This is a genomic window from Luteolibacter sp., from assembly GCF_039920825.1.
In the GTDB taxonomy this organism is placed as follows: domain Bacteria; phylum Verrucomicrobiota; class Verrucomicrobiia; order Verrucomicrobiales; family Akkermansiaceae; genus Luteolibacter.
On sequence record NZ_JBDSCX010000041.1, the window covers coordinates 52,022 to 67,540 of the forward strand.

15 protein-coding genes are annotated in these 15,519 nt (G+C 59.0%); 5 read left to right on the forward strand and 10 right to left on the reverse strand.

Annotation, left to right across the window (positions count from 1 at the left end; all coding sequences use genetic code 11):
- Nucleotides 1-78: 78 nt before the first annotated feature.
- Complete coding sequence (gene lpdA / locus ABIQ96_RS11395) at nucleotides 79-1,458, reverse strand: dihydrolipoyl dehydrogenase (protein WP_348214712.1); 1,380 nt, start codon at nucleotides 1,456-1,458, stop codon at nucleotides 79-81.
- Nucleotides 1,459-1,578: 120 nt separating this feature from the next.
- Here lpdA and ABIQ96_RS11400 point away from each other — a divergent pair, with 120 nt between their 5' ends.
- The 3 genes from ABIQ96_RS11400 to ABIQ96_RS11410 all read left to right on the forward strand — a co-directional run bounded on the left by ABIQ96_RS11400 (nucleotide 1,579) and on the right by ABIQ96_RS11410 (nucleotide 5,295).
- Nucleotides 1,579-2,325 carry a M23 family metallopeptidase gene (locus ABIQ96_RS11400; RefSeq protein ID WP_348214713.1) on the forward strand — a complete coding sequence of 249 codons (747 nt, stop codon included), beginning with the start codon at nucleotides 1,579-1,581 and terminating at the stop codon, nucleotides 2,323-2,325.
- Nucleotides 2,326-2,389: 64 nt separating this feature from the next.
- On the forward strand, nucleotides 2,390-4,036 hold the full coding sequence (locus tag ABIQ96_RS11405) for a sigma-70 family RNA polymerase sigma factor (protein ID WP_348214714.1): 1,647 nt from the start codon (nucleotides 2,390-2,392) through the stop codon (nucleotides 4,034-4,036).
- Nucleotides 4,033-5,295, forward strand: a complete 1,263-nt coding sequence (locus ABIQ96_RS11410) for a hypothetical protein (RefSeq protein WP_348214715.1) — start codon at nucleotides 4,033-4,035, stop codon at nucleotides 5,293-5,295. Before ABIQ96_RS11405 ends, ABIQ96_RS11410 begins: the two co-directional genes overlap by 4 nt.
- A 282-nt stretch (nucleotides 5,296-5,577) precedes the next feature.
- On the opposite strand, the gene ABIQ96_RS11415 is transcribed toward ABIQ96_RS11410, so the two are convergent.
- The gene (locus ABIQ96_RS11415) at nucleotides 5,578-6,789 is read right to left on the reverse strand and encodes a folylpolyglutamate synthase/dihydrofolate synthase family protein (RefSeq protein WP_348214716.1); all 1,212 of its coding nucleotides are present in this window, start codon (nucleotides 6,787-6,789) and stop codon (nucleotides 5,578-5,580) included.
- A gap of 164 nt (nucleotides 6,790-6,953) precedes the next feature.
- On the opposite strand from ABIQ96_RS11415, the gene ABIQ96_RS11420 reads away from it, so the two are divergent.
- Together ABIQ96_RS11420 and ABIQ96_RS11425 are read left to right on the forward strand one after the other, a co-directional pair.
- Entirely contained in the window at nucleotides 6,954-8,510 is a 1,557-nt protein-coding gene (locus ABIQ96_RS11420) for an FAD-dependent oxidoreductase (RefSeq protein ID WP_348214717.1), read from the forward strand.
- A gap of 5 nt (nucleotides 8,511-8,515) precedes the next feature.
- Complete coding sequence (locus ABIQ96_RS11425) at nucleotides 8,516-9,703, forward strand: DegT/DnrJ/EryC1/StrS family aminotransferase (protein WP_348214718.1); 1,188 nt, start codon at nucleotides 8,516-8,518, stop codon at nucleotides 9,701-9,703.
- A 41-nt stretch (nucleotides 9,704-9,744) separates the two neighbouring features.
- On the opposite strand, the gene ABIQ96_RS11430 is transcribed toward ABIQ96_RS11425, so the two are convergent.
- From ABIQ96_RS11430 to ABIQ96_RS11465, 8 genes are all read right to left on the reverse strand, one after another.
- Nucleotides 9,745-10,194 carry a type II secretion system protein gene (locus tag ABIQ96_RS11430; RefSeq protein ID WP_348214719.1) on the reverse strand — a complete coding sequence of 150 codons (450 nt, stop codon included), beginning with the start codon at nucleotides 10,192-10,194 and terminating at the stop codon, nucleotides 9,745-9,747.
- Between the two features lie 73 nt (nucleotides 10,195-10,267).
- Nucleotides 10,268-12,001: a choice-of-anchor D domain-containing protein gene (locus tag ABIQ96_RS11435; RefSeq protein WP_348214720.1), complete on the reverse strand. Its 1,734-nt coding sequence runs from the start codon at nucleotides 11,999-12,001 to the stop codon at nucleotides 10,268-10,270.
- Between the two features lie 126 nt (nucleotides 12,002-12,127).
- Nucleotides 12,128-12,784, reverse strand: coding sequence for an MBOAT family protein (locus ABIQ96_RS11440; protein ID WP_348214721.1), 657 nt, complete (start codon nucleotides 12,782-12,784; stop codon nucleotides 12,128-12,130).
- A 257-nt stretch (nucleotides 12,785-13,041) separates the two neighbouring features.
- Nucleotides 13,042-13,485: a hypothetical protein gene (locus ABIQ96_RS11445; RefSeq protein WP_348214722.1), complete on the reverse strand. Its 444-nt coding sequence runs from the start codon at nucleotides 13,483-13,485 to the stop codon at nucleotides 13,042-13,044.
- Entirely contained in the window at nucleotides 13,482-13,886 is a 405-nt protein-coding gene (locus tag ABIQ96_RS11450; protein WP_348214723.1) for a hypothetical protein, read from the reverse strand. Before ABIQ96_RS11450 ends, ABIQ96_RS11445 begins: the two co-directional genes overlap by 4 nt.
- A 30-nt stretch (nucleotides 13,887-13,916) precedes the next feature.
- Entirely contained in the window at nucleotides 13,917-14,372 is a 456-nt protein-coding gene (locus tag ABIQ96_RS11455) for a DCC1-like thiol-disulfide oxidoreductase family protein (protein ID WP_348214724.1), read from the reverse strand.
- Between the two features lie 119 nt (nucleotides 14,373-14,491).
- Nucleotides 14,492-14,953 (reverse strand): RES family NAD+ phosphorylase, encoded by a 462-nt coding sequence (locus ABIQ96_RS11460; protein ID WP_348214725.1) that lies wholly within the window; start codon nucleotides 14,951-14,953, stop codon nucleotides 14,492-14,494.
- A complete protein-coding gene (locus ABIQ96_RS11465; RefSeq protein WP_348214726.1) occupies nucleotides 14,950-15,495 on the reverse strand; it encodes an antitoxin Xre/MbcA/ParS toxin-binding domain-containing protein in 546 nt (181 codons plus the stop codon). The genes ABIQ96_RS11460 and ABIQ96_RS11465 overlap by 4 nt, the downstream gene beginning before the upstream one ends.
- Nucleotides 15,496-15,519: the final 24 nt, after the last annotated feature.

Here is a 15,519-nt window from a genome sequence, read left to right on the forward strand (position 1 = left end):
CACCAACGGAGATAGCAAAACGCCCTCCCAGACAATCATCCGGAAAGGCGTTTCAAAATTCAGGATAACCAACCCGTATCAGAAATGAATCGCGTGGCCTTCGGCGGCCAGCGTCGCTTCGTGGATGACTTCGCTCATCGTCGGGTGCGCGTGGATCGTCGCGTGGATGTCATCGATGGTGAGCTCCTGGTCGAGGGCGAGGCCCATTTCGGCGATGAGCTCGGTGGCGTTTTCACCGATGATGTGCGCGCCTAGCAGCTCGCCGTGTTTCTTGCCGTAGAGAAGTTTCGCGAATCCATCGGGTTCGCCGGAGGCGATCGCCTTGCCGATGGCGACGAACGGGATTTTTCCAACGACGTATTCGATGCCGGCTTCCTTGAGGGCGCGCTCGGTTTTTCCAACAGACGCGACCTGCGGGTGGCAATAGGTGCAGCCGGGGAAATTGGTGACCTTGCGGACCTTGTGACCTTCGACGTAGAGTCCTTCGACGCATTGGACGGCTTCGAACGAAGCAACGTGGGCGAGCCATGGCGGGCCGGTGATATCGCCGGTGGCATAGACGCCGGGGATCGAGGTTTCGTAGCGGTCGCCGACCTTGATGTAGCCGCGGTCGAGCTCAGGTTGCAGGCCGCCGGGAAGGACGGGCTGGATGCCGATGGCGACGAGGCAAACCGGTGCGCTGATGGTGCCGTTTTCCTTCGGACCCTCGACGGTGAGGGAAACGGACGTGCCGTTGTCCACCGCGTTGGTGATCTTGGTGTTGGTGAGGACGCGGATGCCCTGTTTGATGAGGGATTTTTCCAACGCGTCGCCGACTTCATCGTCCTCGACGGGGAGGATGCGCGGGGCCATTTCAACGAGGGTCACCTTGGTGCCAAACGCGTTGTAGATGTAGGCGAACTCGACGCCGATCGCGCCGGCACCGATGATGATCATTTCCTTCGGCTGCTCGGCGAGGATCATGGCTTCCTTGGAGCCGATGACGCTGGTGCCGTTGAAGGGCAGGTTTGGAAGGCCGCGGGATTTGCAGCCGGTGGAAATCATGATGTCCTTCGTTTCGTAAAGCGTGCGGCTGCCGTCGTTGCCGATGACGCCGACTTTTCCGGTGGCTTCCACCGAACCGAGTCCGCGGATGTAGTCGACCTTGTTCTTCTTGAACAGGAACTCGATGCCGCCGGCTAGACGGTCGGAAACCTTGCGGGAACGGCCAATCACGGCGCTCCAATCGTAGGAAATTCCCTCGATTTTGAAACCAAACTCAGCGGCGCGGTGGGCGAGCGTGTGATAGAGTTCGGCGTTTTTCAGCAGGGCCTTGGTGGGAAGGCAGCCCCAGTTGAGGCAGGTTCCGCCGGCGCGGTCTGCTTCGACACAGGCGACGGATTTTCCGAGTTGAGCTGCGCGGATGGCGGCGACGTAGCCGGCAGGGCCGCCACCGATGACAATGAGATCGTAGGCCATATGAATTGGGGAGTGCAGGTTTGCGGCGCGAAACTGCCGCCGTGATGCCGGATTGTCAAAGATGGAAAGGCGGAAACGAGGGGGTTGAATGTTTCCCGCCGCATCCGCAGTATTCGCAGCGTGAATGCCCGGCCATCGAAAGTCCTGATCCTCGTCGCGCTTGCCGCGGTGGCGGGAATTGCGGGCTTTCTGGTGCCGCGTTCGAGGTTGGCCGCATCGGCTGCGGATTCGCCGCTATCGATGCCGAAAAACGGCGAAATCGACCATCGTTTCGATTTTCCAAGCGCTTGGCAATCGGCGGAAATCCCGCTGGCGGTGCGCTTCGATCCGCCGCTGGGGACCGAGCACGGCGGGCTCGTTTACAACGCTCAGAAATTTTGGGAAATGAACAACACCCGCGGCGGCCATCACACCGGTGATGACCTCAACGGCATCGGCGGCATGAACACCGACCTCGGCGATCCGGTTTTCTCCACGGCGGACGGCTTGGTGCTCTATGCGGGCGAGTCGTCACCCGGTTGGGGAAAAATCATCGTGATCGCCCACAAGACCAGGGACGGAAAAATCCTGCATTCGATGTATGCCCACCTGAACCGCATCGACGTTGCCCGCGGAGCACTCGTCGCCCGTGGCGGAAAGGTCGGCACCGTCGGCACGGCGAACGGTTATTACCCGGCGCATCTGCATTTCGAAATCCGCGCCAGCGATGGTGTCGATATCGGTGCCGGTTACGCCGCGAACCCGCTCAACCGGCTGGATCCGATGGGGACGATTTCCGCGCTGCGGAATGCAAAGGATGACGAGTTATCGCCATCGCCGCTTGCACGCGCCCTTGCCGGTGAGGTTCAACCGCCCGCAGGCCGGTGACCGGGAAATTTTTCGTTTTAAAAATGTCTGATTCCCGGGTCGGACGGCTGTGGGTTAGGTGACGATGCAGACATTTTCAAACAGCACCCTGTCCTCTGCCGCCGATGAGGAGCTTCTCGCAAGTTTCTCCTCGACCGCAGACAACGCGGCTTTTTCCGAACTGGTGCGCCGCCACCTGCCGCTGGTGCTTGCGGTGACCCGGCGGCGTTTGGGAAACTCGGGCCTCGCGGAGGATGCCGCCCAGCAGGTGTTCATCGCGCTTTCCCGTGCGGTGAAAAAGCGCTGTGAAATCCCGTGCCTCGCCGCTTGGTTGCAAAAGGCCGCGGTTTTCGAAGCGTCCAATCTGGCTCGCAAGGAAACCCGCCACCGCCGCCGGGCCGAGCAGGCCACGGATCTTTGGGCCGAGCCGTCGAGCCGCGATGACAGCCGTCTCGATCAGGCGCTTGCCAAGCTTCCCGAGCGTGACCGCCAGATCCTCGTCCTCCATTACTACGAGAAACTCCCGTTCGCCCGCGTCGCCAGCCGCCTCGGGATCAGCGAGGCGGCGGCGCAGCGTGGCGGTCATCGGGCGCTCGAAAAACTGGCCAAAATCCTCCGTCCGCAAACCGCCGATCGGGATGCCGGTTACTGCGCGCTGTGGCTCGCGGGTTCGCTTGTTCCCGCCGGGACTTCCGTCCCTAACAACTTGGTCGTAAGAATTTCAACTCTCAAGAAAGTGGCGGCATATACCCTTCCGTGGCTGCCCGTCGCCGCAGTGCTTACCCTCGGGTGTGGTATTTGGGCCACCGTGGCGGTTACCCGGCCTTCCGCTCCGCCGCCTTTCGGCGTGGCGAACCGTCCCTCGCGCGGGCGGCCGGCGGCCCGCCCATTCAAGCCTCAGATCGCGGATGAGAATCTGAATGATGAAGTCCGCGAGTTCATTTCCCGGGCGAAGGCCGATTCGAAAGATGCTTGGGAATGGGCGAAACAACGCCCTATCGGCGCGGTCGAGTTTTTCAACCGGAACATGGCCATTCGCGCGCTGGCGGATCGGGATCTCCGGGCGGCGGAACGTTTTCTCGCGGTGATCGACGGCATCGAGCCTCGCGGGAAGGTAATCGGCGGGATTTTCGCGTCGAAGGCCGGACGTAATTTCGAATCGGCGATTCTCTGGCTCGAATCGGTGCCGGAGAACAACGGCCTGAGAGGCATCGATTTAATCCGGTGCGATTACATGAATTCCGAGGCACAGGATTACGACTACGCCGGTGCGCTCGGGTTTGCCCAGATTCCGAAACTCCGCGAATGGCTCATCCGGCAGGTGTGTGAAAAAGCGGCTGCCATTGATGAAACGGGCATTGAAAAACTCGCCCTTGGGCTGAAGGGCGAGGAGCGTCAGATCGCCCTCGGATATGCGACGTCCTTGCTTCTCCAACGTGGCGATCCGCGGGCCTTCGAATTGCTAGACCAGGTGAAACTCGATCTGTGGAAGGTTCCAAACATCGACAAGGTCGCTCTCCGCGATCCGCAGGAGTTGCTGGAATGGGTGGCAGCCCACGACGAGGCGGGCAACCGGGACAAGATCGCAGGATCAGTCTGGCGCGCTTGGTGTCTCAACGATGCCACCGCCGCCGTCGCCTGGGCCAAGGGCTTGGACGGAAACAAACGGCATGCCCTCGGAGTCGATAATTCCATGGACGCCACCGCCGAACGCCTTTTCAAGCAGCCATGAAACGCAGCTTGATACTTCTGCTTGTCCTCTTCGCCGCCGCCTGCCGCGAGGAGAAGAAGCCTCAGATCTCAAGCGCCATGCCTACGAGGCAATTGCGGCCTGCGTCCCAACAGCCGCGCTCCGCGGCTTCGCTGGGCTTGCCTCCGAATCTGTTAGTTACGCCGCGGGTTACCATTTCGTTTTCAGGAATGGCGGTCGGCTTTGGAATCGTTGACAATGCCTCTCAAGCCGAAGCCATTCTGACCGATATCCGCACCTTGCCTCCCTCCGCCGGGCGAGACCGTGCCATGGCCAGCGTCATCAGCAGTCTCGCCAAAGTGGATCCTGCTCAAGCATGCATCTTGCTCGAAAAATGGAACGACGGCCTGATTTCCCAATGGCTGGATGTGGCTGAGACCATCGCGAAAAAACTCGGCGAAAGTGATCCGCAAGCCGCTGCGGAATTTATCGAGAAATCTGTTCCGCGTGCGGCACAGGCCTCGGTTTGGAACCATTTTCTGGCCAGTCTTCCTGCCACAGCACGGCTTTCGCTTTTCGATCAAATTCCGGAAAGCTCGTCGCAAAATCGTATCGGCGCGTCGTTGGTTCTTGTATGGCTGCGGGAGGATCCCGGCTCCTGTGCCGCTTGGTTGGATCGTTTCGCCGCGGGGAAATTCCCCGACGAGCTGCAAGATTTGGGCAACCCGAGCTTCTATCCGCAACCGATGAAGACGGAGCCTGCGGCGTGGTTGGCTGCTTTTCGCGCGGCGAAAGGTGCCGAGGCGCGCATACTTTTCGCCGAGGGTGCTTGGAAAAACACCGATGCCAGCGCCAAGGCCGGACTGATTCCGGAACTGCAGGATGTCATCCCAAAATTGATCGAGGAAGAAAGGGAAAAGATCATTCTCGCGGATCCTCCGGGTTACACCGCAGCGCTATCGCCCACCCAGATCACGGAACTTTCCCACGACACAATGCAAAAAATCATCGGATCTTGGGCGGAGGCCCATCCGCAGGATGCCATCCAGTGGGCGCTCGATCACGGCAGGCCCGAAGCTGCGGGAGCGCTGAACCCGCTCTATCGCTTGGAGCCAGAATCCGCCCTTGCTCTCGCTCCCAGACTTCTGGGCGGCAAGGACCGCGATCAGGCCATTTCCTCGCTTTGTTATTCCCTGACCAGAGACCAAGGCGCGGATGCTGCAAAAGCCCTGCTGCCGCTGATATCCGACCCGCAATTCCGCGAACGCATGCGGAAGGAGATCGACCGCGATTGGGACTGAAAAACGCCGGAACCGAGAAAAACGGCATCGAGACGAGGAATACGCTTTCCGAGATTCATTAAACAACCGGGGAGCATCGAAAAACGAATTCCGGGATCCGAAAAACGGAACGGGAGCACTGGAAAATGAATCCCAACAGCTAGAAAACGAACCGGGAGCGGCGGGAAATGAAATCAGAGAGGCGAAAAATAGGTTCGGAGCGGCGGGAAACGATTTCGGAGGAGTTGAAAAAGAATCGGGTGCGATCGAAAACAAAACCCAAGCAGTCAAAAACGCCTTGAGCTACTGCATGCTCGGCTGGAATGAGGTTTGGGTGAGGAAGGCGCGGGCCTCGCCGACGAGGAACAGCGAACCCGCGATGAGGACCGGGTCCGCTTGTGAGGTGGCGGCGGCAAAGGCCTTTTCAAAGGATTCGAATGTCTCGTGCGGCGACGCGTTGTTAGGCAGATAGCCGGCAAGTTCTTCCGTCATCACCGCCCGCGGCGAATCAACCGGGCAGAGAAAAATCCGCGACGCGAGCGGTGCGAGGATTTCCAAAATTCCAGCGATGTCCTTGCCACCCACCGCGCTGAAAACCAAAGCGGCTTTTTTCCCAGAAAATTGTTGCCGCCACGTCGCTGCGAGAACTCCCGCTGCTTGCGGATTGTGGGCACCGTCCAAGACCACGCCGGGCCGGATCCTTTCAAATCGTCCCGGCCAGCTCACATGGATGAGGCCGTAGCCCACGCTGTCCGAACTCAGCGGCAGTCCGGCGCGATGCAGGGCGGCGGTGGCCAGTGCGGCATTCCACGTCTGGTGTTCGCCCGCCAGCGCCATCGGATAGCCCAACAGCGGCTGGTCCACAAACTCCAGCGGCGACCTCCGCTCGTTGGCTTCCTTTTCCAACACGGCCCTCGCGCCGCTTTCCTGCGGTGCCGAGATCGCGTGCTTGCCTGTCACGAAAATCCCCGCTTTCTCCGCGGCGATTTCTTCAATGGAATTTCCAAGATACTGCATATGATCGAGGCCGATCGGGGTGATCACGCAGACATCTGCCGGAACCGCCGTGGTTGCATCCAGCCGCCCGCCCATGCCGGTTTCCAAGACGATGAGCTCGCATTCGCGGATGCGGAACCAGCGCATCGCCAATACCAGCGTGATTTCGAAAAACGTCGGATGATTTTCCATCCGCTCGCACAGCGTTCGCAGCTCTGTGAGCATCGCGGCGCAGTTGTCCTCCGGGATTTCCTCGCCGGACACCCGGATCCGTTCGCGGAAATCGATCAAATGCGGCGAGGTGAAAAGCCCGCACCGGCGGCCGCAGGCGCGGGCGATGCTGTCGATCATGGCGCAGGTGCTGCCTTTTCCGTTAGTGCCGGCGACGTGGATCACCGTCACGCCGTGCGCGGGGTACGCCAGATACTCCTTAAGCAAATGACGCGGCCCTTCGAGTCCGAGTTTGATCCCGAACATCTGGGTGGAATACAGCCAATCGAGCGACTCTTGGTAACGCATGGTGTAGCTCCATCCATCACCCGGATTCCGGCGCATGCCAAGCAGGCAATTGCGCAGAAATGCCGCCGACTGGATCGGGGTTCCGGCTCTTCATCGATTCACTCGATGAATGGGTTGAATTTATCAATTACCCGTTGGCCCGCTGATGGTTTATTCAAGGGTCCATGCGGATTCACGAAAATCCTGTCCAGTCCAGGCAGGATACAGCCTCTCCCCGGGATGGCTTCGGGCAAGCGAGGCGAGATGCTTTTCAATCCGCGAATGGCGGGGACTATGACGTCGCTGTGATTGGTGCCGGTATCAGCGGATCCCGGATATTTCATCAGCTCTGCCAGCGCGGGTATCGCGTGCTGTTGATCGACCGCGGAGACTTCGCCTGCGGGACCAGCCAGGCATCGGGCATGATGATTTGGGGTGGGCTGCTCTATCTGAAGGATCTGGATTTCTCGACCGTCAAAAAACTTTCCGCCGCGCGCGATGAATGGATCGAGCGGGCGCCCGCAAAAGTCCGGGCGGCGAGCCTGCTCTATCTGCCGGGGAGGAAAAGCCTGCGGAACCGCTATTTCGTTCAGGCGGGGATGATGCTTTACTGGCTGATGGGTTCGATGAAACGCCGCTTCCCGGGAAGCAGGTTCGACTTCTCCGAATTGAATCTCCTGAAGGCCGGGCGTTTCCGCAACGGACTCTCGTTCGAAGAGGCGGTGTTGAGGGAATCCGATAGCCGATTCGCCCTGGAGTGGATCCTGCCATTCCTCGGTCCGCGGACAACCGCGCTCAATCACTGTGCGGCGGAAAACATGATTTTTGATAGATCCAGCGGTGTTTGGAGGCTCGATTTGCGCGACCGCCTGCACGGCCATCAATCCACCGCCAAAGTCCGCTTCATCGTCAACGCGGCCGGCGTGTGGACAGACTCGGTAAACGGGATGCTTGGCGTCGAGTCGCCTTACCGCCATGAGCTCAGCAAAGGAGTCTATATTTCGGTGCGGCGGCCGGATTCTCTCCAACAGATCCTCATCTTCGACACAGGTGAAAATGGCGACACCTTCACCGTTTCTCCCTGGGGTCCCGTGGCGCTTTGCGGCCCGACCGAAACACGCGTCACCCGCATTGGAGAAGGTTTTCGGCCGACTCCCGACGATGTCCGCTCGTTGCTCCGGATTTCCAACGAAAATCTGGATGGATGCCGCGGGGTGGACGACGTCGTGTCTCTGCGTTGTGGGATTCGTCCGCTCGCGGTGTGCCGGGGATTTTCGAAGATCACCCATCCTCTGGAACTCTCCCGCCGACATCTGATCCACCATGATCGTTCGCGGAATGTGATCTCTGTTTACGGAGGAAAACTCACGTCCTGTGGCGTGATGGGGGAACAAGTGAGCGCGCTTGTTTCTCCCCTTCTCCACACGGGGCAGATCCCGTCGCCATCCCTGTTGGAAGCGCCGCCGATGGAGAGTTTCCCCGGGGTTGAAGATCCCGTTCCCTCGGCGGAGTGGTGTCGCGACTATGAACACTGTTGGACTCTCGAAGATTACCTGCGCCGCCGTACGAATATCGCGCAGTGGATACCGCGTGGTGGCTTGGGACACAGTTCCGGGAACGTCGAAGCCATCCGCCGGATCGCACGGGTTTTCAGTCCGGACCCGGATCGTGCGGACGCATCAGTGGCGGACTATCAGGATAGCGTGCGCGTCCGTCACGATGATGTGCTCGCCATAGTTTGACATCCATGAAAATAATAACCCTTCCCCATGAGCCGGCAGTACGTTGGCCGGTGTTTGACTCGGAGTCCGAGGCCGCCGTGCTTCAAATCCTGCGTGATGGAAATGTCAGCACGCATCCGGTGATCCGTGAGCTTGAGCAAGACTACGAGGCCTTCACCGGCCGCCGTCACGCCCTCGCCCACAACAACGGCACCAGTGCGCTGCTGGCCGCGTTCCATGCTTTGGGTCTCCAGCCAGGCGATGAAATCCTCGTTCCCACCGCCACTTTCTGGGCCTCTGTCTTACCGATGATCTGGTGCGGAATCATTCCCGTCTTTTGTGAAAGCGAGCCCGTCACGCTCGGCATCGATCCGGCCGACATGTGGCGAAAAATCACTTCCAGAACCAAGGCTGTTGTCATCGTTCATTTGTGGGGACTGCCCTGCCAGGTGGATGAAATTCAACAAGTGTGCGACGAGTTCGACCTTCGCATCATCGAAGACGCTTCCCATGCCCACGGTGCTGTTTATCACGGCCGGAATTGCGGAGCTGTCGGTGATATTTCGGTATTCAGCCTGCAGGGTGACAAACTGGCACCCGCGGGTGAAGGGGGGATTTTACTAACGGACAATGCGGATTATCTCGAGCGCGCCGCCTGCCTCGGTGACATCACGCGAATCATCGAACTCGATAGCCCGGCCCGGCGATTCGCCGCCACCGGCATGGGGATCAAAACACGCATCGCGCCGATGTCCGCTGCGCTGGGGCGTGTCTCGCTGCGAAAGCTAACGGAATCCAATCGCGTCCGAAACGAAAACCATCGCTGGCTCAGCGAGTGCCTCGAAAATCTCGGCTTCGACTGCTTCCTGCCTCCGACCGGGATCGGGCGCGTCTATTTCGAATTTCTCATCCGCCATCGCGATCCCGCCTTCGAAACCTCCCGTTTCATGGATCGACTGCAATCGCTCGGTGGCCAGGTAAGCACGCCGCGCTATCCGCTGCTGCACGAACAACCGCTTTTTCGTGAAGGCCACGTAGCCAGAATCGGGAGATTTCCCGAGGATGTTCGGCTACCCGACTACGCCGGAATATCCTTCCCGCAAACCGAGCACGAGAACCGTCGGCTGATCAAGCTGCCGAATTTCTGCCATCCTTGCGAGAAGCTGCTGGAGCAATACCGTGACGCTTTCGAGCATGCGGTTAGATCTCATTGAGCGAACCCGGGATCTGAATCCGGCACATGCCGGGCAGGCAATTACCAACCCGACTGCGTCTGTGGAACATGCTTGTCGGAACCGGCCAACGAACATTCCATGTAGAGTTGGCCCTCCAGCGGAAAAACATTCGGCAGCGGGCACGAGTAGGATCCACCGGACGGGCATTGCTGCTGGCCGCGGGTTTCCTTGTAGAGAGCCGACTCGATGTAGCCCTTCGCGTAGAGATGTTCGGCGATGTCCTGGGTGCCGTTTTCCGCATAGGGATGGCCGCCGTAGTCATAACCATACAGATTCTGATAGGAGCGCGTGGCGACCTGCACGTTTCGCAGGGACAGGATGCAGGCGGTCCGGTCGCTGCCGCGTTTCCAAGCGCGGGCACCGACGAACAGGACGGAAATGAGGGCAAGTAACGTCGCGATGACAACCGTCAGTTCGAGCAAGCTCAAACCGCGATGCATCACAACCCGGGGGGAGGAGTTGTTGATCATGGGGTGGGGGGGAAGACGCCCTCAACCTACCCGATAATCAACAAACCGGAATAACGCCATCGCGTGTCGATTTTCAGGGCGCGGCTCCCGTGCCGGTCAGCTTGATGTCGAAGGGATTTTCATTCGCATCGTTGTTGACAATCTTAAGCACCGCATTGCGGGCACCCTTCGCCTTGGGTTTGAAGGTGACCTTGAAGATTGTGGAGGCACCGCCACCGGAGAGGGAGGCCGCTGTTAGGGCGGTGACGGTGAAATCACCCTGTTGGGCTCCGGACTTTTTCAGGGCCAGATTCTGGAGCGTGGCAGTGCCGATGTTTTTGATGGTGAAGATTTTGGCGGTGCCGCTTTTGCCGGTTTTTACAGTGCCGAAATTGACTTTTCCGCTGTTGTCGGTCAGGCCGACGATGCCTGCGAGGACGACGATTTCCGGCAATTTGGGAAGTGAGGGTTTCACGATGCTGAAGCCGTGGGAGAAGAAGCTGTCATTGCTGCCGGTGCCGAGCATGGCCTCGATCTGGCTGGTGCAAAAGGCGGTGTAGCTGGCATTTCCCGGAAGAAACGGGCCGTAGCGGAAATCGACGTTGCCGCTGCCGTTGGGGGAGTTGGTGACGAGGGTGGTTTTGGCGATGGAGCCGCCGCTGGCGAGATCGACGCGGAAGACATCGAAGAGGCCGTCGTTGCCGACCGGCGGGTCTGTGTTGGCGGTCACGAACTTGGTACCGGTGGAGCCGAATGCGACGGTCAGACCGTTTCCGCTTATAGTGGCAGATAGATAGGAGCCGTCGGACACGGAATTGTCGGTGGTTTTGGTGGCCCACCAGAGGTCGCCCGTACCAGCGTCTTTCACGTAAAGGTCGGTGCCGAAGCCGTTGCTCACGCTGTCGATCAGACGCTTGCCGCCGAAGGTCCCGACGAATGCTCCGAAGAACGACACCCGGCCGCCGTTCGCACTGATCCGTGGGGTACTGAAACCTCCGTCAGCCACGCCGCCGCCGGTGGTTTTGTTCAGGAGATCGATGGCTCCTGTGGATAGATTTCTTCGATAGATGCAGGTGAGCGAGGCGGGGTAAGTGCTCGGCCGGGCGGGGCTGACGTTGGTGGCATCCGAGCTGAAGACGAGGTATTTGCCATCCGCGCTGAGGTCGAATTCATTTCCCGCGGTGGCCACGCTGGTGACCACGCCGATCCCGGTATCTAGTGCTTTTCCGGAGCTGTTGAGCGAGGCGACGATGGTTGTCTGGTTCACGCTGTCATACAGGTAGGCTCCGGCTTTGCCAGCAGGCTGGAGTTTTCCGCTGTTGGAAACGATGTTCCGGGCGACGCTGGCATAAGCGACGTAGCGGCCGTCAGCGCTCATGACGGGTCGGCGCGAGGCACCGTCGGCGGCCGGTGTGATCAGCCGGGTGATGTCGGAAACGGAGTCGCGCCAATAGATGAAATTGTCGGCTCCGCGCCAGCAGAGGTAGCGGCCATCATCGCTGAACGATCCCTCGCCGCCTTGTGCCACCGAGGTGTCGCCCACGAACGTCAGCGAGTTTGTGGAAATGCGGCGCACGTAAAATCCGCCCTCGGTGATCCCCGGCGTGCTGCCCGTCGCCGGCGGACCGCTGGTGAAGAGCACCAGATCGCCATCCGCCGAGAGGTCCTGGATGGTCGAATCCTGAGGGTGGTAGGCATTGTTGTAATCGCCGGTGAGCAGTGCGACCTGACCATTTCCACAAGTGATGCCAGACAGCAGGATGCCGACGGTGGCGAGGAGTGAAAGAGTGCCAGGCGGTTTGGAAAACGAGGGGATTGGATTTTTCATGCAGCAGGGATGGTGAACCAAAAACTCATTAATGAATCCGACGCGCCGGATCAAGCGTTGAGAATTCGGCGGGGGAGATCGAGTAACCGGATTTTCAAAGATGCCATGGTTTGCACAGCGTTCATTTTAACCGGCATTCACGTCTTTAATCATATCGAAAACACCGAGGCAGCGCGCGATCACTTCGTTTTGAAACGCCGGAGGAAAAAGCAGCCCCAGCGGCACAGCCACCGCCAGCAACGCGGGGATTTTTCCAAACGGACGTCCCCGTTTCCTCTCTAACAGAGTAAGGATCCCGTGCAGGGTGAAATAGACGGTCGGCAGGCCAAAGCCGTTTCGCACCGGAAGTGTGATCGCCAGTTCATGCAGGAATCCGGATACGATGAAGATCGCCATCACGCCAGCGTTTGCACCAGCCAGCGCTTCCACCGGCCGGCCGACGAGGCGCTGCATCATCTGTGAGTAGCCGACATTCCAACGCCTGCTCCAGAAGTCGCCGATGCCGTGGGCCTCAAGCACATTGGGAAACAACGTCCTCACGGGAAACCCCGCGGCTCGCAAGCATCCTTTGAGGACTCTCAACGCACCAAAATGAAAGCCCAGACTCATCGGCACGAACATCACAAGGATCTGACGCCACTCCATCGCCCACACCAACCAAGCGCCCAGCGTCCCAACTAACATCAGCAGCAATCCCAGCCGCACATCACTCTTCCAGCTCAGCCCTTCGCGTCTGATTCGAAAACTTGCCGGATCCATTCCGAACCACAAGAAGGCGAACACGAGGTATCGCACGATCGGAAGCCTCTCCGCTCCGACCCATTCCGCATACACCAATCCCTTCATTCCACCCAGAAGAACGCAACAAATTCCAACCATTCTCAAAATCGGATCACAGCCTGATAGGGCGAAATCCGCACCCGAAACTGCCGCCACCAGAACCAGCCATCCCAAGAGACGCCTGATCCACAACCGCTTCAACGTTGCTAAAACCGGACCCGCCGCAATCCCGGCAAGCACCAGCAATGGAACCATCCACATCATTTAAATCCTCCCGTCCCTAGCCATCCGGCGTTCCAACATAACAAACCCGCATAGAGCACAACCAACCCGATGAAGAGCGCTGTCAGCAAATGCTTGGCCACCCGGTTGGTCGCGTTGCCTTCGATTTCACTCAAATCGAAACCGAAAAACTGCAACCACAGCCGCACCGTCCACCACAGCAACATGAACGTGCACATCGCCATTGCCGCGCCGCTGCCACCCATCAGCCAATCGCCGAATCTCAGCGCCAGCACGGCGAAGAACACATGACTGCTCCAGACGTAGATCGAATACGTCCACCACAACTCACGCATCAACGGAGTCAATCCCGCCAGCTTCTCACGCCAACCGAGCGCCTGGGGAATCCAAAAACTGCCCACGCTCAGTGCGACCAGCGACCATCCGCCGATCAGCAGCCCGATTTGTAACAGATCCTTCATTGGAAAATAGCCGCCAACGTGAACACCGCGCTGAGCACGGCAAAGACTCCCAAAAAGAAAACATCCCAACCCCGGTCCCGGCGGCGGAGCTCCCGATCATAATAAGTCAACTGCACCACTACCCGGCTTCCCCAGAAAATTCCGAAGAACCCGCAAAGCACCCTGCCCATTCCATCCTCTAGCAGCAAATGCGGCCACCCCAGACACAACACCGCGAGCGCCGCGATGATCGCTACGATGTAGGCGCAGTGCACATAGAAAATCTGCCGGACCATCGCCTCCGCCCCCGCCAGATTGCGGGCGTATCCGAATCTTCCGGCCGCGACGAAATTCGCCACGACCAAACCTAGCAAAATGACCCCGGCACCCCGTAATCCGAATTCCAACTGCAGCGCATTCATTTTTCAGTATTTCTAACGATTTATTTTCAATCATTTCATCACACAGAACCCATCCTCACACTCCGCCGTCCCCATGCGGTGCAACTCCTCCCGCACCTTCCGGTCCTTGCTTCGGAAGAACACCTTGCTAAGCGCATGACGGTTCGCCGGCAGTACCCGGCAGGCGTGGATGGCGACCGGCAGCAATCCCGGCCCACCCAACCGGCGCGCCGCCGTCTGGTAGTTCGCACAACTGTAAAGGCACCAAACCCAAGCCTCCGCTCCACGGAAAATCCCACCCTCACTCGTCCTCACCACCATTTCCCGCGCCGGATCCAACGTGCCCAATCCCGGAAAAACCCGCTCCGCATGGGCCGCCTGATACGGAATGAACTCAATTCCGAAAGCCCGCGGCTGCCGGTTGATCCATTCGTGAAAGCTGCAGCACATCCCGCAGCGGCCGTCGTAAAACACTTCGATTCCCTTGATTTGCTTCGGTAGGTTCATGGCGTTTCCCTTTCTGTATTTTCAGTATTATTTGAAAATTCAGAATATGCAAGATGGAATTTGCGGTGAAGGTTCCCCGAGCAACCAATGGCGAGCGGGAGTCGGCGACCTAACGTCACTTAAGGAAGCAGGCGTGGATCAAAAGAAAATGGTTCCGGTTTGCCGATGCGGATCATTTTGAAGTCCGGGTGGGAAGTGTTCAGCAGGAAATTGGATTCAATCGGGACAATGACGCTGGGCAGTTCAAGCACGGCCGCGCTGGCCCGCTTCAACCATCGGTCGCCTAACTGTTTGGTCGATGGCGGTGGCGGTTGATCCATCCAATCCGCATGGAGGGAAGACGCCATGATTTTCTCCACCAGGCTTTCTGCAAACTCGATTTTGAAAACGACATACTTGAAACGCACCAGCGGATTGAGATGAACCAGACTTTCCAACGCTGCGAGCGACACGGCACCACTGGTGTAAACCACCCGGTTTCCCCGCGAATTCCAGCGACCGCCCGTCACGGCCGCGCCTTCACCGGAAAAGGCGGTGGCGGCGTGTTTTTCCTTCACAATGCGCCAGGCCCGGATGGTCATGAAAACACTCCGTATTCGATGCGGCCTAGCAGATCCTCAACCTCGCGGGCACCCACTTCGGTCTCGGCATATTCCAAGGGGATGGCACCACCCAAGCCGAACTGGGGCGAGGTCAGCCAGGAGCGCGCACTCTGGAGGCTTTCCAAAATATCGATCGCTTTTCCCGTCAGGCGGGCGAAGCGCACGACACGGTCCGATTCGGAAGGATCCAGTCGCCCGGCCGCCTTCCGCCGATGAAGCGTGGCTTTGGAAATCCCGAGCATTGGAGCAAGCCGGTCCATGGGCAGATCGAGGCTGCTGCGGAGGACTTCAAGTTCCTCCATTTTCAGCCCCGTCTTCAATGATGCGATGAGAAGGGACGGTGGCGGGGCGCTGACTGCGGCTTGGCCAGATGATGCGTAAATGCAGGATTGGACCAAGGATGGTGCTTTTGCCGCGGCCTTCGTTTTGACCTTGGCGGAACCAGCCTTTCTCAATGAAGCGCTGAGCACCTTTCCGGCCACCGATTTCTTAACCTTGGAGGTCGGTAACGAATTTTTCATCTGAAAAGATAAATAGTTCCATTT